Here is a 25,641-nt window from a genome sequence, read left to right on the forward strand (position 1 = left end):
GATATTTGGATAATGTAATATAAAAAACATGTCCAAAATATGTTCTTTGAACAATGCAATGCAACTAGCATTTGCATCGGGCTATAGTGAATAAAAAATGATTTGATTAATCTACGTATAGATCTTAAATGATGTGTAAAAAATGAAAACACTCGCATTCATCCATTCCAATGATTCACGAACCGCAGTCGGTGATTTTTCCCCTGTTGTTTCCGTTTTTTCCCATTACGAATTGGGAAATACCATTTCGCCATTTCTACTCCTTGACCATTTAGGGCCAGGCGTACTACAACCTACACGGTTACGCAAAGGTGTGAGTGAACATCCACACCGAGGCTTTGAAACAGTGACTATTGTTTTTAAAGGAGAAATTGAACATAGAGACTCATCGGGTGGAGGTGGTCTTATTGGTGCGGGCGATGTGCAATGGATGACGGCTGCATCAGGCGTATTGCACGAAGAAGTGTTTAGTCCCGAATTTTCTAAAACAGGAGGAACATTTGAAATGCTCCAATTGTGGGTGAATTTGCCAGCGAAAGATAAATTGAACCCTGCGCGTTACCAAAGCCTACGTGAAAATCAGATTCCGAAAATAACATTGAATCAGGGTGCAGGTTATATTCGTGTGATTGCTGGTGAATATTTGCAACATCAAGGACCTGCGGAAACACACACTCCGATGCATGTTTTTGACATCTTCGTTCCTGCGGGAAAAACACTGACTTTGCCTGCACAAGAGGGGAGTACGACATTATTCTATATGCGTTCAGGGCGAGTACACATATTAGATGCTGATGAGCACCTTGAAGCGCAAGACATGGCTGTTATGTCCAATAAAGGCAGCGATGTTGAATTCACAACAATACAAGACAGCCATTTTCTTTATTTATCGGGACAATCTTTAAATGAACCCATTTATGGTAAAGGCTATTTTGTGATGAATAATTATTCTGAAATTTTACAAGCCTATGAAGACTTAAAAAATGGTCAATTTTTGAATCCACAAAGCAGTGAATAAACCAATTATTCTAAGTTTTTGATCATGCACTATTTTCTACATACTCGTCAGCATGCAGAAAATTTGCTAAACTATGCGGAGTGACATTGGTATCGTAATGATGGATGTTTACTATTTTTTATACGATATTTAGATTATTCATAGTCTAAAATTTAAATATTTATTGTTCTTTTCAATAGCATCTTGTGAACACGATGCATCAATTGCGTATCCAGCGCATATCCATATTATTTAAAAACAAGCTGATCTTTTGTTCCTTAATCTCCTGATGGAACGATACAGATTTCTCTTAAAATTTCCTGTATTTCTCAAGTAGATAAAAGATTAGATATTATAAAATTCGTGTCAGTTGATTGATTTGTCTACTGACAAAATGCTTAGAAGTTTGAAACTGTATGCAAAATCAAAATTTATCCGAGCAGAGCCATCAAACTGTACCGTTAAGTCGTGCCACCTTTATGTTTCCCTTAGCATTGGTATTGTTTGAATTTTCTGTTTATATCGGGAATGATCTCGTACAGCCTGCCATGCTTGCCATTACCAAGGATTTTGGCGTGAGCAGTGCTTGGGCACCTTCATCCATGTCATTTTATTTGTTGGGTGGAGCATGTGTCGCTTGGTTACTCGGCCCATTGTCAGACCGACTTGGGCGGAAAAAAGTGTTATTGGCAGGGGTCGCATTCTTTGTGATTACCTGTTTATTAATTTTAATGACACACAATATTGAAAGTTTTCTTACCTTACGTTTTCTACAAGGTTTTGGTTTATCTGTGATTGCTGCGGTGGGCTATGCTGCCATTCAAGAAAGTTTTGAAGAACGAGATGCCATTAAAGTCATGGCACTCATGGCGAATATTTCTCTACTCGCACCTTTATTAGGTCCTGTGGTCGGTGCATTTTTAATTGATCATGTGTCCTGGCATTGGGGCTTTATTGGCATTGCGATTTTAGCATTTCTCAGTTGGTTTGGCTTAAAAGCAAAAATGCCTGAAGTGAAAGTAAGTATTCCAAAAGAGCCATTGGCTTATATTTGGGATGATTATAAGAAAGTATTTAAGAATAAAAACTTTCTAGCACTTACTTTAGGTCTGCCGATGGTAGCCATGCCACTCATGCTTTGGATTGCGCTATCTCCTGTCATGTTGGTTGAAGAACTTGGTCTGAGTAGTATGCAATATGGATTGGCACAATTTCCTGTTTTAGGTGGGCTGATTTTGGGCAATATTGTCCTGATCAAAATGATTGATCGTTTGAGATTAGGTCAAACTGTATTGATCGGTTTACCCCTAATGTTATGTGGAACATTGATTGTCGGATTGGGCTTAATATGGCAAGAGTACTTTTTATATAGTGTTGTTTTGGGCATGACTTTGGTTAGTTTTGGTGAGGGAATTAGCTTTTCAGTTTTGTATCGTTTTGCCCTGATGTCATCTAATGTATCTAAAGGAACCGTTGCTGCTGCTGTTTCAGTGCTGATGATGTTTAGCTTTTTTATTGTGATTGAGTTGGTACGTATCGCTTATGTACATTTTCACCTGTGGGCTTATGCATTATCTTGTATCACACTGATTTTAATTTGGTTTAGTTTTCCACGACAAACTTTGAATAAGATTATGCAAGAAAGAAAAGCAAGAGGTGAGTTTTAATCTTATTATGATTAAGTAGAGTAATAAAGAGGGAAATAGCTTCCCTCTTTATTCAAAATATCAGGAAAATACTGTGAAATATGAACTTAATTCTGTTCTGATTTTTTCAATTTATGATCAAAAACAAAAGGGCCAAAGGGTAAAATAGAGGCAATTAATCCAAGTAAAAACATTTTAAGTGACCATTTTTGCTTTTCACATACAACAAAAAGAACAACTAAAAATGCAATAAATAATACGCCGTGCCCCATACCGACATATTTAACCAAAATAGGATTGTCCCAAATATACTTTAAGGGCATTGCAATAAAAATAAGCAGTAAGAAGGAAATCCCTTCAAGAAAACCAACAACACGTAAACTTTTGATATTCATGGTCACTTAATCAAATGAGAATGAATATCGAGTGTAGCTTAAATGGATGAAAAGTTGAACAAAATTTAAAAATATCATTCCGTTATTTTCTACTTCAATATTTTACAAATGTCATTTTGAAAGTGAAAATATTGTAATTTATTTAATTTCCAACTTAAGCAATGCTGTTTTAAGCCTGACTAATTCAGGTAAAGTTTCAAGCAACAAACTAATTTGTTTGAGGGCAAGTTGCAGATTATCAGATAGATTATCTTGCTCACTGAGTTGATGAATGTCATTCAATTTTTGTGTAATCAGCGTTTGATCTAAAGGGGTTTGATTGAGTAAGACTTCATTCAATGTTTCTTTACACCACAACATTAAATCTAAAATTTGAGCATCTTGTACCTGTGTACGATGGCTGCCTAAAGCTGACACATAACTGAGTTGGCTGTGGCTATAGACTAAATAACGAAATGCATTGTGAATTAAATCTTGGTTTGGATGAGGTTCGGTACTTAAACTCGAAATCATATTGGATAGCTCAATGTGAGCATTATGAGCTAAGCGGCGTGATTGACGGTACTTTATACTATTGGTTTTACCATGTTGGTATTGTTCAACTACAGCATCAAAGTACCCCAAAGTAGCTTGGCTACTTTTACGGATGTTGTTGGAAATATTGCGAAAATTCCAATCGGGCCAAATAAAACTCACAGCAAACCATGCGATGGCACAGCCTAAAAGAGTGTCCATAATTCTTGGTAAAATAATTGAGAAACCCGCACCTTTTAGATTGAAAATAAGCAAAACCATAAGTGTTGCCATGAGTGTCGCCATGGCATATTTTTTGGAACGTAAATAAAAAAAGTACACGCCAAAAATAATGGTGAGCACTAATTGTCCTTCAATACTTGGCACAAAATATAGAACGGGAATACCTAAAATAACACCCAAAAGTGTGCCTAAAGTTCGCATTTTAAGACGGCTTTTAGTGGCAAAGTAACTGATCTGACAGACGAATAAACTCGTGAGTAAAATCCAATAGCCATTTTTGGCAAAGGGTAAAAGTGAAATGGCATAACCAATAGCAAAGACAAAGGCAATGCGGATGGAATGACGAAATAATGCTGAATTTGGGGTCAAATTTTGTTTAAGTTTGAGCCATAAATCATCTACACCGTGAATATCATCATCGAGTAGATTCAGATTGTCTTGATGGCGTGTATAACTTTGTTGATAGCTTTCTTGCTCAATGCTGAGATTTTTAAATTGCGCTTGGACATTACGTAAATTATTGAACACTAAAAGTAAGTTCTTTACTTCTAAGTTTTGTGGATTTTGCTCTATCCATTCTTGAAGTGAATTTTCTAAATTATTTAAAATCATTTCATGATCGGGATGAATCTGAAAACTTTGTCTTTGAATAATGCACTGCGCAAGTTGTTCGCAATGGCGCGCTTGTAGGCGAATGTTTTTTTGAATGCGGTAGATTAGATCAGTACGACTAAAATTTTGATGAATATTTTCGTAGTGCAAATAATTTGAAGTCGCTTGTTCATGAATATCTTGGGCTAAAAAATACAAATTTAGCCAATAAATCGTGTTTCTATTTGCACGAGAGGCTTTGAGCCGAGTGAGTAGAGAGGCTTTCGTGGTATTTAAATGTTGCACCACAAGGCTATTTTCTAAAGATAAATTATAAAGGAGCTGTTCGACATTGTGGGTATTGTCTGGATCAAAGAGCTTGGCTTTTTTTTCAAGGACTTGAGCAAGGGCTTGGAAACTTTGCGCTAAATTGTCTTGTACTGCTTGGGTCGATTTAAGCAAATAAAATAGAATAGATGTCGTGCCGTACCACAATGCACCTAATACAAAATAGATCGATTGTTGATACCAATGTTCATATTCACCCAATCCAAACATGGTATAAATTGATAATAAAATTGTTCCGAATGAAATGGTTGCATAACGTTGACCAAATGCCCCCATAAGCATGAGCATGCCACTAGAGAGTGATAGGTATAAAATAAAGATGAATTTATAAGGATGCAGTAAATATAAAATACTGCTGACTGCAAAAAATAAGATGCAAACATAGATTAAATTACGCAGGCGAATACTAAGACGATCATCGAAATCGGTCAATGCTGTCGCAATTGCACCTAAAGTAATTGGAACAATAAGTTCGGTATAACCTGAAAAATATAAACCTAGTGTTGTTCCGCTCAGTACAATAAAAATTTGCAAGCAATAGATCAGAATTGAACTCGAGTGGATGTTTCGGAAATATGCATGCAAAGAATTCACGGAAATATAAGCCTGAGTGGAATTTTTCTATTTTAATCTTTAGCAATAAACTGTGCTATGTGTAATCACTAATCGAAACAAAGTGGATATTTGAGAAAGGGAAATAGAATGTATCCACATTTTTTTTAAATTGTGGATAAAGCTTACTTTATCCACAAATATTTCCGCAAATAGATTATTGGATTACACCACAAGCAATACGATCACCGCCACCACCTAATGGTTTTGGATAGTCTGAGAAATTATCCCCACCAGCATGGATCATAATCGCAAGCCCTTTCACATCTTTTAAACTTAAACGAGGCGCCAAAACGGTCGTATTGGCATTACCACTTGAGTCAACATTGAGTACAGGTAGGTCGCCCATATGACCATCATTTGGTGTGCCATGACCTGATTGATGTGGATTAAAGTGTCCACCTGCTGCAAGTGCAGCGACACTCTTGCCTTCTTTTTCAGCAGGAGCACATGAGCCTTTTTCATGGATATGAAAACCATGAAAACCAGAAGGGAGATTAGAGAGCTTAGACTGGATACTTAAACCACGAGCAGTATCTTGCAATGTGATTGTCCCTAGTTTTGCACCAATACCTTCTGAACTTACAGCATTGACAAGAACCACAACTTTTTCAGTGCTATTTTTTTCTTTCGATGGTGTCGTGCTACAGCCTACGAGAGAAAAACCAAGTAAGGTCGATGCAGCGAGTATTTGAAAATATGAGTAAACCTGAGGCATGAAAAAGTATTCCAATTTTGTTTGTTATTCTATTTATTCAAACAAAAGTGTGCTTGTCATACTAGGAGCTTTTAACAGTTTGATTGTATAGATTTATTAACGGACGATTGCGTGGTTGGTGTGTAATAAGTATTGAATGATTTTAATATTTTAGAACAATCATCGTTGAAGCGTGAAGAAATTGCAAAAAATAAAGTGATGCTATAGAAAATGGCATCGCGTTATTATCAAATAAAAATAAAATCAATTATTTAAAATCAGGATCATCATCAAGATCATAAGCAAGTGTACTGTCTGGCATTGGCTCAGGTGCCGTAGTTTCGTGTAACCATTCACGCCAAATTGCCAGTAAAATAGCTAGAATTACAGGACCAATAAACAGTCCGACTAAGCCAAAACTTGCCAATCCACCTAAAACACCAAACATAATCAGTAAGAATGGAATTTTAGTTGCACCTGAAATCACCAATGGGCGAATAACGTTGTCGGCAGTACTGACGACACACACGCCCCAAGCCATGACACCAATTGCCTCCATTGTTTGCCCTTGTGAAAATAACCACAATGACACTGCACCATAAGCTAATGGTGGACCAAAGGGAATGAGAGCGAAAAGAAATGTCACAATGGTCAATACCATTGGGTTAGGTACACCTGCGACAAAATAACTGATACCCGCAAGAATGGATTGTGCTATCGCAGTCAGTCCAACCCCATAGACAACTGCCCGAGTTGTTTCTGAAATAGTATCCATATAGTGGTGCACACGAGGACCAATAATTTTGTGTAATGCTTTACTGACTTGTTCCACAATAGTTTGACCATCGCGGTAAAAAAAGAATAACGACATCACGGCAAAACCAAGTTTCACTAAATTTCGGGTAATTTCATTGAGTACAAATTTACCGTAATTCATGTGACCTTGAATCCAAACACCAATGGTTTGTGAAAAGCTATTTGGATCAGTATTAATTTCACGGACAGTACGACTAATTTCTTTACCAATGATTGGTAGTTCACGAATAAAGTCGGGAACGCTTAAATGACCTGAAGAAAACTGACGTTGTAAATCAAAATAGAGATTTCGACCTTCATGTTGCAAAATAAAAACTGCAAATGTGAGTGGAAGCCCAATGACTAAAACAATGATCGTAATCATTATTGAGGCACTGAGTGTAGAACGTTGTGTACCACAAAATCGTTGAATCCGCTTATACAAGGGCCATGTCATATAGGCAATAATACATGCCCATAGCACAGGCACGATAAAGTACTTGAGTATGTCAAATCCAAGAAAAATCAGGATAAAAAGCAGCCCAAATAGCAATGCACGCTGTAAAGTCGGATTAAATTCTTGCACAAATTACTCGGATGAATAGGAGATTATTATTTCGATTCATAACATAAAAACAAGTTATAGAATCCTCGCTTTCTGTTTCCATCATATATGAAAATTCAAAAATGTGCTGTTTTCTGAGTGTCGACTAGATCAGCTTAGTGATTCAGCATTGAATAATAAAGTTTTAAAACCAACTTGATGAGTCTTCAATTAGCGCATTGAGTAGAGGTTGCCATTGTTCCTGAATTTGTAAAAAGTTTTTTTGATTTTTATCAAAAATGCTTAAACCTTGCATAGCAAGTTGACCATAGGCACTACGTTCAGCAATCCATGCGACAGGCTGATGCTCAATTTTTTCAAAAAATTGTTGAATTTCTTTTGAGCTGGCACTGTTGGCTTTTATACGATTGGCAAGTAAATGCACAGCAACTTTACCTTTGCGAATACGTTTAATCTCTTGAGTATGTTTTAAAAAGCGTTTGGTACTGTCTATGTCAAAGAAAGAGGGTTGAAGTGGCGTAACAATGGCATGACATTCACTAATGAGTTGTTCGGCATGTTCACCTGTCAGTGCTCCTGGTGCATCAATAATTAAATAATCTAAATTTTTGGGTGCATCGCCAATCGATTTTTCATGACGCCAATCTAAAATTTGAATAGGTGCTGCATGTACAGGACGTTGTTTTAACCATTGCAATGCAGATTTTTGCGTATCAGCATCGGCAAGAGCGACTTTATAGCCTTTTTGAGCGAGTGCTGAAGTGAGTGTAATCGCCGTCATTGTTTTGCCGCAACCACCTTTTAAATTTGCAATAAGTATAGTTTTCATGAGTCCTTCAATAATTGATTCAGCACAGCATTCTTTATCTTAGCTTAGCATTAATTTTGCACAGATAGGTTACATTGCATAAAAGTTATAAGTTTGTTTACATTGAGTAAAATGAGAAAGTTGTTTACATTGAGCGAAACTAAAGTACATAGGAATTGCGCATGTCCGTTGGGATGGCAATGTTGATCGGAGCGTGCATTGGCATCGTACTGACAACGCTTGTGTTGTCGGGAACACGAAATGGAAAAATTAAAGCCGAGTACGAGCAGTATATTACTGAGCTTGAAATGGAGCATCAACAGGCATTGGTACACGCGCAGAAACGTAGTGTAAATACGAGTCGTGCTGTACTTAAAGGAAAAATGGCAGAGCAAATGGCACCAATTATGCCTGAATTTCGGTATTTACCGAGTGATGCTAAATTTTTAGGTGACCCTATTGATTATATAGTGTTTGATGGCTATACCGATTTTCGTGATGGTGATGGACAAGCTGAAGATATTGAAGTGGTATTGATCGATATTAAAAGTGGTGGAGCACGTTTAACCAAAGGGCAACAAGCGATTGCACAAGCGATTAGAGAGGGACGAGTACGTTTTGAAACGATTCGTATTGATTTTGATGAGGTCTAAGTCAGCGCAAAGACCTCAGTCAATTTTTATACAATTAAAATATGAATTGAAAGTTAATCTACTGTATTAATGCTCCTGCGCTATTTTCTGTGCGCGAGCAAAAAACATGCGTCTGCCAATGCGTGGAATACCTTCAGCATCATAATAAGTTTTTTGTGTAAATTTAAAACCCGCATTGAGCATTAATAATTCAATATTGCGATTGAGATGACAGCCATCAGCAATAATTTTTTGTATCGGGGTCAATAAATTTTGCAATTTTTTCAATGTATCATTGTTATGATATTCAACATGCTCGACCAAATGTAGTGTACCTGTGGGTTTGAGCACACGGCGAATTTCAGCCAAAGCTTTATCTAAATTGGCAATACTACACATTGTCCACGTACTCACCACATGATCAACAGAGTTATCAGCAAAAGGTAATTTTTCAGCACTTGCTTGTAAATGCTGAACTAAAAATGGTGCCTTGAAAATACGCTCTCGAGCAAGTTGAAAGACATCCGCATTGGGTTCAAGCGCATAGAGTGTATCGACTGCTTGATAAAAGGGAATATTCAAACCTGTACCAAAACCAATTTCTAATACATCGCCTTGAATGCTTTTGAGTAATTCTGCTCGACTTTGCATGAGGCTTGGTACTTGCATCACTTGATTCAGAATATGCGGGAAAACATGCTGTTGGTAATACTTATAAATCATGGCTTTGGCTTCTTATTGTGAGCTGTGTTGTCGGATATTGATATAGCGTCTTTATTGTATAATTTTAGCCTGTCTATCCAAAATGTCACTGTGCAGAACTGACAAAAGCTTGACGAAAATTCTGCATATTGTTACCGAAAGCAAATATTTATTTCAGTTTTCAGGCTTATGATAAATATGAATAAAGTTTAAATGGGAAGCAAGGACAGATGAAACACAATGCTGAGTGCGTACAGTCAAAGATTTATAAGTCATCGGCAACAGGCTTAAAATATCTTTTGTGTATCGGGGCTTTGAGCTTATTTGCTTTACAGTCCTATGCTTTTCAATCGGTTAATGTTGCAGGACAGAATGCTAGACAAAACGCTGTCAGTGACTTGAAAGCGAATATTGCACATCCAAACAGTGCTATTGCGAAACAACAAGCACAGTCGCAATTTAGGTCATCATTAAAGTCACAGTCGGTAAATTTTAAAAAATTTAATCCTGAATATAATATTGCCAATGGTTTAGCCCCAACTGATGCGGATCAAAAAATCTCGGTACTTGAAGCCTTTCAAGGTGAGTTCCGTATTTTGGGTTCAAAAGAATATACTAATGATGAGCAAGCTAAGTTTTCACCCATCGATTACGCTGTGACACGAGGTGTTTTTACTCGACCAGATATTGCCCGTCAGATTTCGATTAATCAATATGACCGCTTCTTAAATTGGCAGATGGCACGTCCACCATTGCCTGCACAAATGGCAACGCAATTGGTAAGTAATATGCATATTATTCCTGCCAATCCACAAGTGGCTGAAGATATCAAAAAAGTGAAACGTGGTGATTTGGTGCATTTAACAGGTGATTTGGTACAAATTAACGATAAAGATTTGGTGTGGAAATCGGCACTCGATTGGAATGGCGTTGGTGATGGGGCATGTAAACTCATTCGAGTAGATTCAATTAAATGGATTGAAAAACAAAATATTTAAGATTTGATATCGTTAAAATTTATAAGAGAGTATGAGTGTTTAAAATTATGAAATTGTTCATGGGTATGGCATTTACTTGTCTGATGTTGGGATTAACAGCGTGTCAAAGTTCAGGATCAACAGTGGATGGTAAAACACATCAATATATCTTGAAGCAGAAGTGTCCTGCATTGTTAGAAGTTGATCAGGGAGAGGTGATTGTTGTAACTTTGCCTGAGAATCCATCGACAGGTTATCAGTGGCAACTCGCTAAACCTGTGACTTTATTGAAGATGGAAGAAACCTATTTGGCAGGTGAGTCCAATGCAGGCATGGTGGGTGTTCCTGGTACAAAAACCTTTAAATTTACGGCTGAAAAAATAGGACAAGACGACATTCACCTCGTTCATATTCGTCCGTGGGAAGCCAAAGATTCATCTATGCAAGGTGTGGAGCAATGGCAATGTCGAGTCAGAATTTCCTAAACATTGCCTAAGATGCGTTTGATATTTAAAACCTGAAGAAATCTTTCAAGTTTTAAATATTAGGTTAATAGGCTGTTTGAACTTCACTCGAAGCCTCACCGTCAGCCTCTGTATTACTCGTTTCATCGGTTTCGGTATAAGAGTTTTGTGATTTCCAATATTCAAGTTGGTTATTGGCAGTAATTAAATCGCCCATTCCTTTAACTTTATTATTGGGATGATCTTTTTGGTTCATAGAACTCTGACCATTTTTATATTTTTTTGCTTGTTTTTCCCAATATTGATAGAGCAACCCTTGAATATAACGCCCTTGCTCGGTTTTTAAATCTAAATCTTTCAGCATATTTTGAGCAGAACGTACACTGTCTTTTTTGCGTTGTAATTCAAGTTCAGGTGTGAGATTACCTTCATCAAGCATCTTTTTCAAATCAGCTTCAAGCGCACTATTCATTTCATTGAATTTTTGATCATATTCAATGAGTAGATCAATATCATGTCTATCATCTGCTGTTTTTGGGAATGGTTTAATCTGAGCAGTTTTAAGCTCTTTTTTTACATCACTCGACAGATCTTTATTTTTACTATCAGAGTTTGCATCATTGGATTGAGAACAGCCTGCAACCAACACCATGGAGCTGAACAACATACTCAATACAACGGGTTGAAAACGGAGCTTCATATTCATATCCTGACACTGATTTAATGGTTTTTATGTATTACTGACCGACCAATTTTTGATAATGGTAAGCATAAGTTCGATAGGGAAAGCTAATTTCATCCTGAGCTTGCTTTCCTGTGTAATCATATACTAGTTTTTCAAATTGTTGTTTCATTTGAACTTGCGAGGCACTTGGCATAGCGGCAATAAAACTCGTTGAGAGCAAACGTTGGCTCACGACTTGTTCGACTAAGCCTGTATGTAATTGATTGAATGTACTTAATGTTGGAGCATCAAAACATTGTTGCATTTCTGTTGAGTTAAAGGCATTTTTCCATAAATCACTATGGAAGCGTGGGGTATCACCTTCGTATTGAGCCAATAAGTCAGCAATTGCTTTAACCCAATTAACCTGTTCATCACGTTGATTCCAAATAAGCCCAAGATGTCCTTGGGGTTTTAAAATCCGATGGATTTCACGTAGACTTTCAGCATTTGCAAACCAATGAAAAGATTGGGCGCATACAATAGCATCAACATATTCATTTTTAAGTGGAATTTCATCGCTGTTCGCTTGTATGGTTTGTACATCAGGATGTACTATTTTCAATTGTTCAAGCATTTCTGAAACAGGCTCAATAGCAATAATATGAGGTGTGATCTGTTTGAGATAAGGCAAAAATTTTCCTGTTCCTGAACCAAGATCGACAACAATAGAATCCTGATCTAAATGCAGTTCATTTTTGAGCCAAGATACGATGTCTTGAGGATAATCTGGGCGTGCTTGTTGGTACAATTCAGCTGCTGAACTGAAGCCTTTTTGTGCAGCAGGATGTAAATAATGTGTCATATTTTGCGCTTTTTAATCTGTGTAGAATCTATAAAATATGACACCACATGTAATGGCTCGGCAAGTCATTCATTGTTTCATTTTTTAGCCTTTTGGAGAGTCCGGTTCACGGTATTGCGATGGATAAGCAGATAATTTTTGAAGATGAGCATATCAGAGCCATTTACCTAGAGGGAACGACTGAAACGCTAGTGTTGTCTTTTGGCGATTTAATTACGCGTGCGAAAGGAACATCGATCAATGCTGAAAAGTCATTGATGAAATATGATTATAGTATGGTCGGCATTATGCCCAAGCAAAAGTCTTGGTTTCCTGCGGTAAGTATGTCTGCTTTACTTGAATTTTTAACACCCATTTTGCAAAAGTATCAACGTATTGTCGGCTATGGTGGCTCGATGGGTGGTTATGCTGCAATTAAATATTCTAAGCCACTCAAAATGAACCGTGTGGTGGCAATGGTGCCACAATATTCGATCAATCCTGAAGATGTAGAAGATAAGCGCTATACCGATTTTTATGATGCAGATTTAAATGCAGATATGCAGATTCAAGCACAGGATATTAATCCTGAGTGTGAATATATTATTGTTTATGATCCTTATTTTGAACATGACAAAGAGCATTATTTAAAAATTAAACCGCTTATTCCTCAGTTGCATACATTACATCTACCCTATACAGGACATGATGCCATTGCTGTTTTGGCAAGTTCAGCATTACTGCATGACTTTATCGAACGTCCATTTGAGCCGATTTATTTTTATCGTCAAATGCGTGAAGTGAAGAAAAATAGCAAGTTTTACTATCGTAGTGTGGTTGCTCATTTACTTGGTGCACACAATGAAGCTTTAGGAAATATTCTGAAAGGGATTGATTTACAACTCGATAAAAACTTTTTTGATGCGAGTTTAAAACAAGCCATTACCCGAATTTTACTGACCAATAAACGTGTCGATGAACAAGACTTAGAAAAGTTAGGTATACAGGTCAATTTTGCTTTTGAAGAAAAAAATCAACTGCAAGATCGTTTTGGCAATATTTTAGTTTTTAATGTAATTACCCAAAAAGTTGAAAGTTATGAACAGCAGGTAATTGATATTAATGGTAAATACATTATTCCATTGCATGTTGAACATAGCGGTTTAGTTCAGGTTGAAGTGAAAAAACAGACCTATTTGATCTGTATGAATGATCGCCGTGTGACCAAATTATTCAAACAAGATGAAGCTTTATCTTTGGATATGCATCCGATTGTCATTAAAAAATGCCCAGAATTTTATTTATTGAGCTATAAAAACTTATATATGCATTCAGATGAGCAAGGGAATTGTAATTTTGAGTCTGAGTCAGTGCAAGACAACGAAAAATTCACGATGATTTAATAAAATTTTCGTCCTTCTATGAAAAGATGAGGGCGAATTTTTATAGATTTACATGGGGTTAATGGCAAGATTGTAACGCAGTAACAGGAAATAGTTGTAAGTAGGTTTTGAAACTCTGTTGCTGTTCAGATGCTTTGGGATCAAGTTCGACTCGTTGAACAGTTGTGGAAAATTCTCCTTTATTTTCGGATAAATTAGTTAATCCTCCATGACTGTAATGATATTCATAATGTGCAGCATGTTGAAGGTGTAGTTGATTTTGGATATATGCAAATAAGAAGTTTTCTTTAGTACGACCTATTTCTCCATAAAAGATTGCTTCAATTCGACAGCCTTGTGGAGTTTTAATGAGTTTAATTTGATTACCTTCAGTCGTTTGAAATTGATCAAAATTTTCTACAGATTGTAAGACTTTTTCGTCTTGCACTGGTTTTGCCAATGAGATGGGTGTAATTAAAATATTGCTCAATAAAAAAAGTGTTGTAGCGTAGATATATTGCATCATTAGTTGAAAACTCTTTGTTATTTATGATTTTCTATGAATTTTTCAGGGTTTATTTTTTAAAATACTTTAGACCTATCGTCATTATTTGGAAAGTATGTGCATTAGAATACATGATATAAAAGAAGTACATAATACTGTCTATGATTGATAAGGGAACACATGAAAGCTGTATTTTTAGATTGTGAATCATTGGATAAAAATGATCTTGATTTTAGTGCATTACGTGAAGTATTTACTGATTTAGAGTTGTATCCATCTACATTAGCCACACAGGTTTTGGAACGTGTACAACATGCTGACGTCGTGATCACTAACAAAGTCGTGCTTGATGCAGAAACTTTAAAACAATGTGTATCTCTTAAGCTGATTTTGATTTCCGCGACAGGGACAAATAATGTTGATCTTGCTCAAGCCAAAGCGCAAGGCATTACGGTGTGTAACTGCCAGGGCTATGGCACATCCGCTGTGGCGCAACATACACTAATGCTCATGCTCACTTTGGCGACTTCAGTTATTCAATATGATCATGCAGTAAAACAAGGCGAATGGAATAAATCGCCAATCTTTTGTTTGCTTGATTTTCCAATTGTGGAGCTTGCAGGAAAGACTTTAGGCATTTTGGGTTATGGTGAATTGGGGCAGGCTGTGGCTAAACTTGCCGAAGCTTTTGGGATGAAAATTATAGTCGGTGCTTTGCCTAATCGTTCAACTGGAAATCGCGTGGCATTGTCTGAGCTTTTACCACAAGTTGATTTTTTAAGCTTACATTGCCCACTGACAGAAGAAACGCGTGATCTGTTTGATAGCAAAGCCTTTGAGAAGATGAAGCCAAGTGCATTTTTAATTAACTGTGCACGAGGTGGCATTGTCAATGAACACGACTTGGCAACAGCTTTACGTACAGGAAAAATTGCTGGTGCAGCAACCGATGTACTCAGCGTTGAACCACCAAAAGAGGGTAACGTTCTACTTGCCAATAATATTCCTAACTTAATTATTACACCGCACAGTGCATGGGGCAGTGTTGATGCTAGGCAACGTATTGTGCAACAATTAACAGAAAATGCATCGGCATTTCAACAGGGGAAACCCATTCGGCAGGTCGGTCTTTAATCGGTCTATATAAAAAATTGCCTCAATACATCATTATTCTACCCAGCAAAACAGATAAAAAATGAGGAGTTTTACACCGTGAAAACAACCCAACAGCAACTTAAGTTTTTCGGTGTCTTTGAGCTTTTGATTTTTTTAGGGACTTTTTCTTTTATTGGTTTAGATATCTATGCACAACAGTATTTAGCACAGAATCCGCAAATAGATGTACATAAAGCCTTTTCATTTTTACCCTTACTGATTGGACTTGTAGTATTGATCATCTTTTTTATCAGTATTATTGTCAAAGTTCGTTCAATTTTACAATTTTCAGTGGCATGTTTATTGGCATTGGTACAATTGTGGCTCAGTTATTGTTTCCTATCTTCAGGGGCTTATCCATTTTTTGAATATAGTGCATCTCTTGGAATGGCTGTATTTGTCATGCTATCGGGACTGCATTTCTATGTCGGGCATCGTTTGATGAAAGCATTGAACCAATATGAGTTTGTGCTTTAAACCTTTGGGATTTCATCTAGATTCCTCATTTGAAATAAATGAGGAATATTTACATTATTTTTAGCGAGGAACGCCACTGGTATCATCTTCATTCGATGCTTTGGTTGAAGAATTTTCCGTTTGTTTAGTTGTCGTATTTTCTATAGGTAAGGATTGTTTGACGATCTCGGGTTCTACTTGTGTATTTTGCACAGTCGTTGGTGGTGCTATAGGCGTAAGAGGGGCTAAAACTGTAGTCGTAGGAGTGGCAGCAGTCACTTCATAAGCCGTTTTTGTGGGTATTTGGGGCTGACTTAAACTGCCTTGTTCAATGGGCACGTTATATTCAGTTCGACCTAAAACACGGTCTGTGGTTTGTTCCACTTTTTTAACTGCTGTATCTATGCCTTTCTGTGTATTTTCTTTGGCAATGGTCGCCTGTTCTGCGGTATATGTTTTGGTATTGTCGATAGTTTCATCAAATTTTGGTTTGATTTTTCGGATACCATTTTCCGTTGCTTCTCCGACTTTCTCAGCTGTATTTTGTACAGCAGAACCTGTCTTTTTCGCAATCACCTTAAAAATATTAGGGTTGTCACCGTATGGTGTAGTTTTATTTTCAGTAGTGGTTTGTGCATAAATGGATGTTGTACCAAAAAGTGTAAAACTAAGCGCTAATACTTTGATTTTCTGCATTATTAAATGTACCTTCCTTTTATATAGTGACATGATACTTGCAAAATGAGGCATCGTTGTACACTGTTGGTAAAAGCATGTATAGAAACTTACTCAGTAAATCGGATTTACTGAGGTATTGTGGAGATTAGTTACAGATTTCGAGTGATGAAGCATTAAAGTTCTTTTTCAGTGCATTGAAGTTTTTAATTTTATCTGCATCTTGAATATCAAATATTGTGTGTGTTTTTTCAATGTCTGCATCGACATTTGAAAATGCTGAAATAAGTTGATCCCCTTTAAAGATCCAATGTTCTGTGGCTTTGCCTGTTTCAAAGTTGCCTGTAAATTCAATTACGCAGTTGTCTTTTTGCTTAATGAGACGAGCAAGATTATGTTTTGTTGATGGTTCAGCAGAGATGTTTTTATGTTGTTCGATGACAATAGGGGCATTAGGATCTGTCGGTGTTATTGAGCAAGCGGCGAGGGCAAGGGTTGTTAAAATAGTAGAGAAGATGATTTTTGCATTCATTGCTTTTAGTCTTGGCTGAATCTGATGAATTAAGTTTATAGAATCCAATGAGAAGATTCAGATTTATTTGGTTGTAGATTGTTTCAGGTTATTTGTGCATGATAAATATAATTTTATATAAGACATACTGAACAAGAAAAACGATCATTGCTTAAATAATATTCGCCTTGGTAATTTAGAATACTCAGTAAATATTCGCGGAATAAGTCATTTACTTCCTGAAAATCTATAAATGCTTGATTGGTATATTCAGGATCGCCAAAAGGTAAAAGAAGCCCTTCGTGAATCATTGTATTTCTTTTATCAATAATAGATTTTGTTTTTGTACGAGTAATTCTTGCCCCTTCAAAGGTCCGCTTAATCATTTCTGTTGAACCACATTTTCCAAATTTTTTATGACGATAATAAGTATTACCTTTATCTTTTAGAGACTCATAATTTTCAATATCGTGAGGTTGAGTTTTTAAATCTGGATATTGTGGATGCTTAAATTGAGTGTCAGTTTTTATATATCCAATAATTTCAGCATACGTTCTTTTTAGATGCTCCATCAGTACATAAGAAATTATCAGTTTTGTTTCCATCGCAAGATTAGGTTTATTGATTTCTATTAGATAGCCAAATACTACTTCTAATTCTCTAGGATTTTTTAATTCTTTATAGGTTGGATAAACTTGTTCTATAAAACTTCGAATAGATTTACCTCTATTTTCAATGATGTAAGCAGGTGAATTTATAATGAAGCTTATACAGTTTCTTGATTCTATTTCTAGATTGTCAATCTTATAACTATGACGACAAATAGGTGCTTGTTGCGCAAAAGAAAGTAACCAACATATATCATCAATAATTTCTAAAATTTGAGGAATTTGCTCTTCTGTAATATCACGAACTGTAACTATGGTAGTTAAAATAGTTTTATTAATATATTCACTTTGCTTTAATTTGATGTCTTGTTGTCTAAATTCAAATACAAAACCTTCACATTGTATAATTGTAGTGTCAAGAACTCCTTGAGTTGAGAATAATTCGCCCCACATAAATAGATTAATAAGTGTTGCTTCTAATTTTTTCATAATTCTTTCAATAAAAAAACCCACTTTTTTAAGCAGGGTTCTCATTTTATTTCAAATATTTAGCTTAGTGCTGTAAAACTGAAAGATCCGTAACAGTTGTAAAAACAACGTAACTATCTAAGAAAATTTAAACTACTTAATTTTCTAAATCTTTGGTAAAAAGAATAAAAGTACAAAAGCACCAAAAATCCCACCCAAAACTAGCCAATCTTTTTTACGCATATCGGCAATACGTACGACTGAGAAATAAATACTACTATAGAAAATCAGTACAAAAACAAAAAGGACTAAAGGATTGTTATAGAAAAATCTGCTGATTCCAAAAAAGATAAAAATAACTGTGCTTGAAACCCAATAGAGAAATGCTAAAAAGAACTTATACATAGATAAGTTTCGAACTGTACGATCTAAACGGGGCAAACTAACCGCTAATACAATTAATCCTACAATTCCACCTAAGACGGAAATGAGCATGAAAAAAATTCCACTCATATCTTTTTTTTCAGGGGTGTAGGCAAAGTTTTTGTAAATTAAGTAACTGCTAATCAACAATAAAAAATGAATTAGAATAAGTTTGAGATCAATGCTATAAGGGCTTTTGGGGGTTGTTGTATTCATTTTGGTATTATGTATTCTAGAAATTAAAAAAAACCCCACTTATTTAAGCAGGGTTTTATTTTTATTTCAAATATTTAGCTTAGTGCTGTAACACCGAAATATCCGCAACAGCCGTAAACAAACCACGCAACTGCGCGAGTATGCGTAAGCGGTTCACTTTTAATTCAGCATCTTCTGCCATCACCATTACACCTTCAAAGAAAGCATCAATTGGTGCACGTAAAGCTGCAAGTTTAGAAAGTGCTTCAGTGTAATCTTTTGCATCCAAAAGTGGTTGAACTACAGGCAGTACATTTTGAATCTCGGTATAAAGCGCTTTTTCAGCATCTTCAACCAGTTTAGATTCAACGATTTCACCCGTAGGTTCAGCTTCTTTCGCCAAGATATTTGCAACACGCTTATTGGCAGCAGCAAGAGCAGCAGCTTCAGGCAAGTTACGGAAATGATTTACTGCATTTACACGCTTATCAAAATCTAACGGAGATTTAGGAGAAAGTGCTTGAACTGCTTGAATCACATCAACAGCAACGCCTTGATCTTCATACTTGGCACGGTAACGACCTTCAAGGAATGCCACAGCATCTGCCAAAGTCTTGCCGTGATCTTTTAATACATCGCCATAAGCAGCTAAAGCAAGTTTGATGAGTTCTTCAATCGAAACATCAAGATTATTTTCAGTGACAAGACGCAAAATACCAATTGCAGAACGACGCAGTGCAAACGGATCTTTCGAACCTGTCGGTGCTTGACCAATACCAAAAATACCTGTCAATGTATCTAAACGATCAGCAAGGGCAATGGTTGTACCTGTCTTGGTTTGCGGTAGAACATCACCTGCAAATTTAGGTAAATATTGCTCACCTAAAGACTCAGAAACCTCAACATTTTCGCCTTCAAGGCGTGCGTAATAAGTCCCTGCAATCCCTTGAAGTTCAGGGAATTCACCCACCAACTCAGAGGTTAAGTCACATTTTGCAAGAAGTGCGGCTTTTTCAGCATCGGCAGGGTTTGAACCTATGATTGGCGCTAAAGCCACAGCTAATTTTGCAATACGTTCAGATTTATTCCAAAGTGTACCCAATTCAGCTTGGAACACCATATTGGCTAATTTTTCTTTACGGGAAGCAAGCGGTTGCTTTTGATCTTGTAAGAAGAAGAATTCAGCATCTGACAAACGAGGACGTACAACTTTCTCATTCCCTTCAATAATTTGAGCAGGATCTTTAGACTCAATATTTGAAACAGTAATGAAGTAAGGCTGAAGTTTATGGTCAGTATTGACCAAACAGAAATACTTTTGGTTGTCTTGCATGGTGGTGATGAGTGCTTCTTGCGGTACAGCGAGGAAACGCTCTTCAAAACTTGCACGAAGCGCAACTGGCCATTCAACCAATGCAGTCACTTCGTCACGAAGGTCGCTTGGTACAATCGCAATCGCATTTACTTCGTCAGCAAGTGCTTTCACTTGACTGTCAATAATTGCTTGGCGTTCTTCAAAATTTGCAACAACATAAGCCGCTTTTAATTTTGGTATATAGTCATCTGCATTTGCCAAAACAATTGCTTCAGGCGCATGGAAACGATGACCAAAAGTCACATTACCTGCTTTATGATCCTGAATGGTTGCATCAACAACGTCATTATCTTTAAGCAATACAACCCATTTTACAGGACGAACGAATTCAGTACGGCTTGCTGCTGAACGCATACGTTTTGCAATTGGAAGATTATCCAAAGCAGTTTGTAAAATTTGTGGTAATAAAACGTCAAGGCTTTGACCTTTTACGTCTTTTAAATAGCAAACTTTTTCAACTTTACCTGCTTGGAAAGTTGTGACTTGATCAACGGTAATGCCTTGACCACGCATAAAGCCTTCAAGCGCTTTGGTTGCATTGCCTTCAGCATCAAAAGCAGCTTGTTTAGCAGGGCCATCAAAACGCTTTTGAGTATCAGCTTGAGCGCCATCAACATTGACAATTTTTAAAGCCAAACGACGTGGTGCTGCATAGGCTTCGATTGAATCAAAAGCCAAGCCTACATCTTTTAGACCTTTTATAGTTTCTGCCAATAGGGCATCACGTAATTTTTTTAAGCTTTTTGGAGGAAGTTCTTCACAGCCAAGTTCGAATAAAACGGTATGTTTAGACATTATTTATTCTCCTCAGCTTTTGCGTCACTTTCAACTTGTGCTTTTAATTGCGCCAATACTTCATCACGAAGTTCAGGTTCAGCCATTGGGAAGCCAAGCTTCGCACGGGCATCTACATAGCTTTGTGCAATTGAGCGTGACAATGTACGTACACGTAAAATATAACGCTGACGTTCAGTCACAGAAATTGCACCACGAGCATCTAACAAGTTAAAGCAGTGTGATGCTTTAATGACTTGCTCATACGCTGGAAGTGGAAGTTCAGCTTCAATTAAGCGTGTCGCCTCAGCTTCGTAAAAGTCGAAAAGCTCAAACATTTTTTCAACGTTGGCATATTCAAAGTTATAAGTCGATTGTTCTACTTCATTTTGATGGAACACATCGCCATAAGTCACAGTACCGAATTGACCCTTTGTCCAAACAAGATCATAAACTGAATCTACGCCTTGAAGGTACATTGCCAAACGCTCAAGACCGTAAGTGATTTCACCTGTCACAGGGTAACATTCCAAACCGCCCACTTGTTGGAAGTAAGTGAACTGAGTTACTTCCATACCGTTAAGCCAAACTTCCCAACCTAAGCCCCAAGCACCGAGTGTTGGAGATTCCCAGTTGTCTTCGACAAAACGAATATCGTGAATAAGCGTATCAATACCAATCGCTTTGAGAGAGTCAAGATAAAGCTGTTGGATATTGTCAGGGTTTGGTTTAAGGACGACTTGGAATTGGTAGTAGTGCTGTAAACGGTTTGGGTTTTCGCCATAACGACCATCTTTCGGACGGCGTGAGGGTTGAACGTAAGCTGCGTTCCAAGTTTCAGGGCCAAGTGCACGTAAGAATGTTGCAGTGTGGAATGTCCCTGCACCCATTTCCATATCGTAAGGTTGTAAAATGACACAACCTTGTTCAGCCCAGTAGTTTTGTAAGGCTAAAATTAAGCCTTGGAATGTATCGATATGCGATATGGCGCGACTCATGCAGCATCCACTATAAGTATTTGAAAAATTGGTTCTCAGTATAAGGATTTTGGGAGGGAGTGGCAAAGGGTATAGGTCAAGTTATACTGTTTTTCATAAAGGTTAGAATTCAATCAAAATATTTGGCTAAGTTATGATGATAATGTGATCATAATAAAATGAGAAATAGATGAATTATTTAGAAATTATTGGCAAAAAATTAATTCATAGGCAAGGGGGCAAGAGTATATCGATTGGGCAGTATTGAAACTTGAGCAAGGTTTTGAAACAGAGTCTATTATTACTTTAGTTTCGTTATTGCTAGAAATTTTCGCCTGATGTAGATATTGCAGGAACATATTTTACTCAATCTATTGAGGAAATTGGATTACCGTATCTAATTGATAAAACTGCAATTTATGCATATTTACAGTTTTATTGCGACGAAGTGATTCTTGGTGAAATTGAACCTGAGTATGCTGCCAGTGAATTAAATGAAATTTGTGAAAATATAAAATTTAATCCAAAATTTCAAACGATTTATCATTCAACAATGGTGGTTTGGTATGAGCTGACGGAGGATTTAGACATGTTCTCTATGGATGAGCCATCAATTTATCATACTGAGTTTAATCATATTAATGTAGATGATTATATATTGAAAAAGGCAGATCAATTTAAAGCTGTGCTATCACTTGATTGATCATAAAGGCTTCGATAGCTTTTCATTTGGAAAATAGAATTAAATAATAGAAGATATAAAATAAATATACCTTTAAATTATCATTATCGTATAATTTAGCAATATTTTGAAAGGCTGAGCTCGATATTTGTGTCTGAATTTACAATAAACTGGTTAAACACTTTAAAACCAAATTTTAAAGTTTTACCCTTTAAAGATCGCGTGTTATGTGGATTAGGTGCACTCATCGGTCTAGCTATTTCTTCATTAATCAGTTGGCACGTGCTAGGTGGGTTTAATGCATGGTATATCGCACCAATGGGAGCATCATCGGTCTTATTATTTGCAGTTCCTGCTAGCCCCTTAGCACAGCCGTGGAATGTTGTAATAGGTAATACCATTGCAGGAGTCATTGGTGTTAGCTGTGCCTTATTCATTGCAGAGCCGACGCTTGCCTTTAGCTTGGCTGTTGCACTGACTATTTTTCTAATGATGAGTACAGATTCCTTACATCCACCAAGTGGGGCTGTGGCAATTACTGCGGTGATGGGAGGTGAGTCGATTCATCAACTAGGTTATGAATTTGTTTTTTATCCTGTGTTACTCAATTCAATTTTACTGCTGATTGTTGCGGTAATTTATAACCGAATGCTGGGTAAGCAATTTCCTCAAGTTGCGCAAATCAATACGCGTTCTAAAGATCCAACGCCAACCCAAAAAGTCACAATTCAACCGCAGGACATTAAAGATGCGCTTGCTGATCAGACTGAATTACTCGATATCAGTGAATATGACTTACAGAAAATTATTCTAAAAGCACAAGAAAATGCCAATGCTCGACAGGTCGGTGATTATTTATGTCAGGACATTATGAGTAAAGATGTAATTTTTTTACATGCTGAAGATGACATTCATAAGGCATTAGACAAGTTTAAGCAGGTCAATTTAATGAGTTTGCCTGTAGTGAATGTGGATAATGAATTAGTGGGCACACTTGCATTGTATGAAGTGGTGGAGTGGTTTAAAGGTTCAACAGATGTACATACATCATGGCAGCATTTAGTGAAACAGATTATGAATCTGCAAGTAGTGACGGTACAACCTCAGCAACCGATTCAGGATTTAATTCCTTATTTTGTTGAGCGGTCATTCAATTATATTCCTGTGGTTGATGGTAAAAAGATCGTTGGGATTATTAGTCGTGCCGATATGATTGCAGCTATGCAACAGTTATTGCTGAAAAAATAAAGCTTTAAAAGTTTACTATTTAAAGTCAAATCTAAGGCAAAAAAACTGCGATACATTGGGGTAATGATCGCAGTATAAAAATGAAGTAAGAAATCTATATAAATGTATTATCGATGAAAATTGTTTTCTTCAGACACCGTACGCATGTTGTATGGAGTTTCAATGCGTTGTGTTTGCTTTGGCAGGAGCAACCATAATACAAGGTAAACCAAAATGCCTGGAAAGGCTGCACTCATTAGGGAAACCACCACAAAGATGATACGTAATAGTGTTGGATTCCAACCAAAACGTTCAGCAATACCGCCTATTACACCGGCGATCATATTGTGTCGGTTAGAACGGTATAAACCAGAATTGGTCATTCGAGGCTCCTTTAAAAATAAAAAAATGAGAGAAACAACCGTTTAAATATTGCTTCATTTATAAATATGGGGATGATCTATTCGACTTAAAGTCTAGAGCAAAATTATTTTGTTATTGCTCTGTAAGTATAATTTAAATGAGTTCCTTAAAATGCGAGATGAGTTTAAATAGGTAGTTGTGTATTTTTATACTTTTGTAAAAGGGCACTAAAGGTGAATGGTAGTCTGTGGGATAATCACTACTATATACAGATCTAGATGTATGGATTTGAAGTAAAAGGTATGAATTCTTTTGATTAAGCATAAAATTTTCAGAAAATGTAAAAACAGAACAGTTTGGAGTATCGCTAATACAGCAATTTTTGCAGTATTACTTATGGCATGTTCAAACCAACAAAAAGATGACGTAAGCATGCATGAAGATATTCAGGTTGCTTCAGAAGCTACCGAGCCTCAAAAAAAGATTACAGAAGAAAAAACACAGCAAGATGATGAAGGGGAAAAATTGACAGAAGCTGCGGGACCTGCTGTAACACAAGCTTTAGAGGATGATCATATAGCGCAGGTTTCAAATGTATCAATGCCTTTTGTTGGGCGCTATCATACTGAAATTAATTGTGAAGATAAATTTGCGCATTGTGAAAAAGGATCAGCAGAATTTATTATTAACTTGCTGCCTGATGGTACGGCACATCGAACTTTTGTATATAAGGGGCGAGTGAGTAATGATAGCCATGAGGAGCTTGCCAATCGTAACTATAAAAAGAATACATGGCATTATGATGAAGAACATCATCAAATTATTGTAAAAAGAATAGAAGGAATTCAATTTTTTTATAGCATTAATGATGAGCAAAACTTGGTTATAGACCGTGATAAAATTTTAAATGTTGATAAGACCAATAAGAATTATTTTTCAGTGAAAGGACATCATGCACCTGAGCATAATTATGTGATGACGAAATTTTAACGGCTAAATGCGAAAATCACTTAGAAGCTAAAATGGAATAAGCAAGAAGAGAAATAATTAAAATAAAAATACAATGGGTTGTTATAGGATTGGAAACGATGATTATTAATAGTCAAGACTCTACCAATTCTGAATACGAATGGGTGTAACAACATTTTAAGTGAGTATGATAAAAAGTAAAAATTTGGAAAAGTGAGTCCATTGAATTTTGTATGGGGTGTCTAATTAAAATGAATTTAGATTTGGTTTTGTTGAAGAAACGCAGAATAAAGAAGTTCAGAAATAATCTTGAAGAGGGGAATAAATGGTGGGTCGTCCGCGATTCGAACGCGGGACCAACGGATTAAAAGTCCGCTGCTCTACCAGCTGAGCTAACGACCCT

The 25,641-nt window shown here is 36.6% G+C and carries 26 protein-coding genes, 1 tRNA gene and 1 pseudogene; 11 read left to right on the forward strand and 17 right to left on the reverse strand.

The window, feature by feature from the left end; all coding sequences use genetic code 11:
- The first annotated feature begins 142 nt into the window (after positions 1 to 142).
- Positions 143 to 1,018 (forward strand): pirin family protein, encoded by an 876-nt coding sequence (locus tag ACK2M2_RS09265; RefSeq protein WP_419347743.1) that lies wholly within the window; start codon positions 143 to 145, stop codon positions 1,016 to 1,018.
- 395 nt (positions 1,019 to 1,413) lie between these two features.
- Positions 1,414 to 2,664, forward strand: coding sequence for an MFS transporter (locus tag ACK2M2_RS09270; RefSeq protein WP_419347746.1), 1,251 nt, complete (start codon positions 1,414 to 1,416; stop codon positions 2,662 to 2,664).
- An 86-nt stretch (positions 2,665 to 2,750) separates the two neighbouring features.
- Here ACK2M2_RS09270 and ACK2M2_RS09275 read toward each other — a convergent pair whose 3' ends face one another.
- The 5 genes from ACK2M2_RS09275 to ACK2M2_RS09295 all read right to left on the reverse strand — a co-directional run bounded on the left by ACK2M2_RS09275 (position 2,751) and on the right by ACK2M2_RS09295 (position 8,231).
- Positions 2,751 to 3,038: a DUF3817 domain-containing protein gene (locus ACK2M2_RS09275; RefSeq protein WP_409511984.1), complete on the reverse strand. Its 288-nt coding sequence runs from the start codon at positions 3,036 to 3,038 to the stop codon at positions 2,751 to 2,753.
- Between the two features lie 138 nt (positions 3,039 to 3,176).
- On the reverse strand, positions 3,177 to 5,327 hold the full coding sequence (gene yccS / locus ACK2M2_RS09280; RefSeq protein ID WP_419347749.1) for a YccS family putative transporter: 2,151 nt from the start codon (positions 5,325 to 5,327) through the stop codon (positions 3,177 to 3,179).
- A gap of 175 nt (positions 5,328 to 5,502) precedes the next feature.
- A complete protein-coding gene (gene sodC, locus ACK2M2_RS09285) occupies positions 5,503 to 6,063 on the reverse strand; it encodes a superoxide dismutase [Cu-Zn] SodC (protein ID WP_419347752.1) in 561 nt (186 codons plus the stop codon).
- 247 nt (positions 6,064 to 6,310) lie between these two features.
- Positions 6,311 to 7,423 (reverse strand): AI-2E family transporter, encoded by a 1,113-nt coding sequence (locus ACK2M2_RS09290; protein ID WP_419347755.1) that lies wholly within the window; start codon positions 7,421 to 7,423, stop codon positions 6,311 to 6,313.
- A gap of 163 nt (positions 7,424 to 7,586) precedes the next feature.
- On the reverse strand, positions 7,587 to 8,231 hold the full coding sequence (locus ACK2M2_RS09295) for a ParA family protein (RefSeq protein WP_419347758.1): 645 nt from the start codon (positions 8,229 to 8,231) through the stop codon (positions 7,587 to 7,589).
- A 161-nt stretch (positions 8,232 to 8,392) separates the two neighbouring features.
- Here ACK2M2_RS09295 and ACK2M2_RS09300 point away from each other — a divergent pair, with 161 nt between their 5' ends.
- Complete coding sequence (locus tag ACK2M2_RS09300) at positions 8,393 to 8,863, forward strand: Holliday junction resolvase-like protein (protein WP_409511989.1); 471 nt, start codon at positions 8,393 to 8,395, stop codon at positions 8,861 to 8,863.
- A 66-nt stretch (positions 8,864 to 8,929) separates the two neighbouring features.
- Here the strand turns inward: ACK2M2_RS09300 and ACK2M2_RS09305 are convergent, their stop codons facing one another.
- Positions 8,930 to 9,565 carry a class I SAM-dependent methyltransferase gene (locus tag ACK2M2_RS09305; RefSeq protein ID WP_419347761.1) on the reverse strand — a complete coding sequence of 212 codons (636 nt, stop codon included), beginning with the start codon at positions 9,563 to 9,565 and terminating at the stop codon, positions 8,930 to 8,932.
- A 485-nt stretch (positions 9,566 to 10,050) separates the two neighbouring features.
- On the opposite strand from ACK2M2_RS09305, the pseudogene ACK2M2_RS09310 reads away from it, so the two are divergent.
- A pseudogene (locus ACK2M2_RS09310) lies at positions 10,051 to 10,542 on the forward strand (hypothetical protein); the annotation flags it as partial.
- Positions 10,543 to 10,589: 47 nt separating this feature from the next.
- Positions 10,590 to 11,006: a protease inhibitor I42 family protein gene (locus ACK2M2_RS09315; protein WP_419347764.1), complete on the forward strand. Its 417-nt coding sequence runs from the start codon at positions 10,590 to 10,592 to the stop codon at positions 11,004 to 11,006.
- 64 nt (positions 11,007 to 11,070) lie between these two features.
- Here ACK2M2_RS09315 and ACK2M2_RS09320 read toward each other — a convergent pair whose 3' ends face one another.
- Positions 11,071 to 11,685, reverse strand: coding sequence for a hypothetical protein (locus ACK2M2_RS09320; RefSeq protein ID WP_419347765.1), 615 nt, complete (start codon positions 11,683 to 11,685; stop codon positions 11,071 to 11,073).
- 37 nt (positions 11,686 to 11,722) lie between these two features.
- Entirely contained in the window at positions 11,723 to 12,514 is a 792-nt protein-coding gene (locus ACK2M2_RS09325) for a class I SAM-dependent methyltransferase (RefSeq protein WP_419347768.1), read from the reverse strand.
- 119 nt (positions 12,515 to 12,633) lie between these two features.
- Between ACK2M2_RS09325 and ACK2M2_RS09330 the strand changes: the two genes are divergently transcribed.
- Positions 12,634 to 13,896 (forward strand): hypothetical protein, encoded by a 1,263-nt coding sequence (locus ACK2M2_RS09330; RefSeq protein WP_419347769.1) that lies wholly within the window; start codon positions 12,634 to 12,636, stop codon positions 13,894 to 13,896.
- Positions 13,897 to 13,954: 58 nt separating this feature from the next.
- Here the strand turns inward: ACK2M2_RS09330 and ACK2M2_RS09335 are convergent, their stop codons facing one another.
- Entirely contained in the window at positions 13,955 to 14,401 is a 447-nt protein-coding gene (locus tag ACK2M2_RS09335) for a hypothetical protein (RefSeq protein WP_419347772.1), read from the reverse strand.
- 159 nt (positions 14,402 to 14,560) lie between these two features.
- On the opposite strand from ACK2M2_RS09335, the gene ACK2M2_RS09340 reads away from it, so the two are divergent.
- Positions 14,561 to 15,514: a 2-hydroxyacid dehydrogenase gene (locus ACK2M2_RS09340; RefSeq protein ID WP_419347775.1), complete on the forward strand. Its 954-nt coding sequence runs from the start codon at positions 14,561 to 14,563 to the stop codon at positions 15,512 to 15,514.
- A 78-nt stretch (positions 15,515 to 15,592) separates the two neighbouring features.
- Entirely contained in the window at positions 15,593 to 16,012 is a 420-nt protein-coding gene (locus tag ACK2M2_RS09345; RefSeq protein WP_419347778.1) for a hypothetical protein, read from the forward strand.
- A gap of 60 nt (positions 16,013 to 16,072) precedes the next feature.
- On the opposite strand, the gene ACK2M2_RS09350 is transcribed toward ACK2M2_RS09345, so the two are convergent.
- The 6 genes from ACK2M2_RS09350 to glyQ all read right to left on the reverse strand — a co-directional run bounded on the left by ACK2M2_RS09350 (position 16,073) and on the right by glyQ (position 22,018).
- On the reverse strand, positions 16,073 to 16,687 hold the full coding sequence (locus tag ACK2M2_RS09350) for a hypothetical protein (RefSeq protein ID WP_419347780.1): 615 nt from the start codon (positions 16,685 to 16,687) through the stop codon (positions 16,073 to 16,075).
- A gap of 127 nt (positions 16,688 to 16,814) precedes the next feature.
- Positions 16,815 to 17,198 (reverse strand): hypothetical protein, encoded by a 384-nt coding sequence (locus ACK2M2_RS09355; protein WP_419347782.1) that lies wholly within the window; start codon positions 17,196 to 17,198, stop codon positions 16,815 to 16,817.
- A gap of 113 nt (positions 17,199 to 17,311) precedes the next feature.
- Positions 17,312 to 18,274 (reverse strand): hypothetical protein, encoded by a 963-nt coding sequence (locus ACK2M2_RS09360; protein ID WP_419347785.1) that lies wholly within the window; start codon positions 18,272 to 18,274, stop codon positions 17,312 to 17,314.
- Positions 18,275 to 18,418: 144 nt separating this feature from the next.
- Complete coding sequence (locus tag ACK2M2_RS09365) at positions 18,419 to 18,892, reverse strand: hypothetical protein (protein ID WP_419347788.1); 474 nt, start codon at positions 18,890 to 18,892, stop codon at positions 18,419 to 18,421.
- A 79-nt stretch (positions 18,893 to 18,971) separates the two neighbouring features.
- Positions 18,972 to 21,041, reverse strand: a complete 2,070-nt coding sequence (gene glyS / locus ACK2M2_RS09370; RefSeq protein ID WP_419347791.1) for a glycine--tRNA ligase subunit beta — start codon at positions 21,039 to 21,041, stop codon at positions 18,972 to 18,974.
- Positions 21,041 to 22,018, reverse strand: coding sequence for a glycine--tRNA ligase subunit alpha (gene glyQ / locus ACK2M2_RS09375; protein ID WP_419347793.1), 978 nt, complete (start codon positions 22,016 to 22,018; stop codon positions 21,041 to 21,043). Before glyQ ends, glyS begins: the two co-directional genes overlap by 1 nt.
- 427 nt (positions 22,019 to 22,445) lie before the next feature.
- Here glyQ and ACK2M2_RS09380 point away from each other — a divergent pair, with 427 nt between their 5' ends.
- Together ACK2M2_RS09380 and ACK2M2_RS09385 are read left to right on the forward strand one after the other, a co-directional pair.
- Complete coding sequence (locus tag ACK2M2_RS09380; RefSeq protein ID WP_419347796.1) at positions 22,446 to 22,700, forward strand: hypothetical protein; 255 nt, start codon at positions 22,446 to 22,448, stop codon at positions 22,698 to 22,700.
- Between the two features lie 129 nt (positions 22,701 to 22,829).
- Positions 22,830 to 23,927, forward strand: coding sequence for an HPP family protein (locus ACK2M2_RS09385; protein ID WP_419347799.1), 1,098 nt, complete (start codon positions 22,830 to 22,832; stop codon positions 23,925 to 23,927).
- 107 nt (positions 23,928 to 24,034) lie between these two features.
- On the opposite strand, the gene ACK2M2_RS09390 is transcribed toward ACK2M2_RS09385, so the two are convergent.
- On the reverse strand, positions 24,035 to 24,289 hold the full coding sequence (locus tag ACK2M2_RS09390) for a PspC domain-containing protein (protein WP_419347802.1): 255 nt from the start codon (positions 24,287 to 24,289) through the stop codon (positions 24,035 to 24,037).
- 376 nt (positions 24,290 to 24,665) lie between these two features.
- On the opposite strand from ACK2M2_RS09390, the gene ACK2M2_RS09395 reads away from it, so the two are divergent.
- Positions 24,666 to 25,259 (forward strand): hypothetical protein, encoded by a 594-nt coding sequence (locus ACK2M2_RS09395; RefSeq protein ID WP_419347805.1) that lies wholly within the window; start codon positions 24,666 to 24,668, stop codon positions 25,257 to 25,259.
- A 305-nt stretch (positions 25,260 to 25,564) separates the two neighbouring features.
- Here the strand turns inward: ACK2M2_RS09395 and ACK2M2_RS09400 are convergent.
- A tRNA-Lys gene (locus ACK2M2_RS09400) sits at positions 25,565 to 25,640 on the reverse strand.
- Position 25,641 lies beyond the last annotated feature (1 nt).

Source organism: Acinetobacter sp. TY1, assembly GCF_048551395.1.
Lineage (GTDB): Bacteria > Pseudomonadota > Gammaproteobacteria > Pseudomonadales > Moraxellaceae > Acinetobacter.

Coding starts and splice junctions, on each gene's coding strand:
- ACK2M2_RS09265 (WP_419347743.1), top strand. CDS start 143: ATGAAAACACTCGCATTCATCCATTCCAATGATTCACGAACCGCAGTC.
- ACK2M2_RS09270 (WP_419347746.1), top strand. CDS start 1,414: ATGCAAAATCAAAATTTATCCGAGCAGAGCCATCAAACTGTACCGTTA.
- ACK2M2_RS09275 (WP_409511984.1), bottom strand. CDS start 3,038: ATGAATATCAAAAGTTTACGTGTTGTTGGTTTTCTTGAAGGGATTTCC.
- sodC (WP_419347752.1), bottom strand. CDS start 6,063: ATGCCTCAGGTTTACTCATATTTTCAAATACTCGCTGCATCGACCTTA.
- ACK2M2_RS09295 (WP_419347758.1), bottom strand. CDS start 8,231: ATGAAAACTATACTTATTGCAAATTTAAAAGGTGGTTGCGGCAAAACA.
- ACK2M2_RS09300 (WP_409511989.1), top strand. CDS start 8,393: ATGTCCGTTGGGATGGCAATGTTGATCGGAGCGTGCATTGGCATCGTA.
- ACK2M2_RS09305 (WP_419347761.1), bottom strand. CDS start 9,565: ATGATTTATAAGTATTACCAACAGCATGTTTTCCCGCATATTCTGAAT.
- ACK2M2_RS09315 (WP_419347764.1), top strand. CDS start 10,590: ATGAAATTGTTCATGGGTATGGCATTTACTTGTCTGATGTTGGGATTA.
- ACK2M2_RS09320 (WP_419347765.1), bottom strand. CDS start 11,685: ATGAAGCTCCGTTTTCAACCCGTTGTATTGAGTATGTTGTTCAGCTCC.
- ACK2M2_RS09325 (WP_419347768.1), bottom strand. CDS start 12,514: ATGACACATTATTTACATCCTGCTGCACAAAAAGGCTTCAGTTCAGCA.
- ACK2M2_RS09330 (WP_419347769.1), top strand. CDS start 12,634: ATGGATAAGCAGATAATTTTTGAAGATGAGCATATCAGAGCCATTTAC.
- ACK2M2_RS09335 (WP_419347772.1), bottom strand. CDS start 14,401: ATGATGCAATATATCTACGCTACAACACTTTTTTTATTGAGCAATATT.
- ACK2M2_RS09340 (WP_419347775.1), top strand. CDS start 14,561: ATGAAAGCTGTATTTTTAGATTGTGAATCATTGGATAAAAATGATCTT.
- ACK2M2_RS09350 (WP_419347780.1), bottom strand. CDS start 16,687: ATGCAGAAAATCAAAGTATTAGCGCTTAGTTTTACACTTTTTGGTACA.
- ACK2M2_RS09355 (WP_419347782.1), bottom strand. CDS start 17,198: ATGAATGCAAAAATCATCTTCTCTACTATTTTAACAACCCTTGCCCTC.
- ACK2M2_RS09360 (WP_419347785.1), bottom strand. CDS start 18,274: ATGAAAAAATTAGAAGCAACACTTATTAATCTATTTATGTGGGGCGAA.
- ACK2M2_RS09365 (WP_419347788.1), bottom strand. CDS start 18,892: ATGAATACAACAACCCCCAAAAGCCCTTATAGCATTGATCTCAAACTT.
- glyS (WP_419347791.1), bottom strand. CDS start 21,041: ATGTCTAAACATACCGTTTTATTCGAACTTGGCTGTGAAGAACTTCCT.
- glyQ (WP_419347793.1), bottom strand. CDS start 22,018: ATGAGTCGCGCCATATCGCATATCGATACATTCCAAGGCTTAATTTTA.
- ACK2M2_RS09390 (WP_419347802.1), bottom strand. CDS start 24,289: ATGACCAATTCTGGTTTATACCGTTCTAACCGACACAATATGATCGCC.
- ACK2M2_RS09395 (WP_419347805.1), top strand. CDS start 24,666: ATGGCATGTTCAAACCAACAAAAAGATGACGTAAGCATGCATGAAGAT.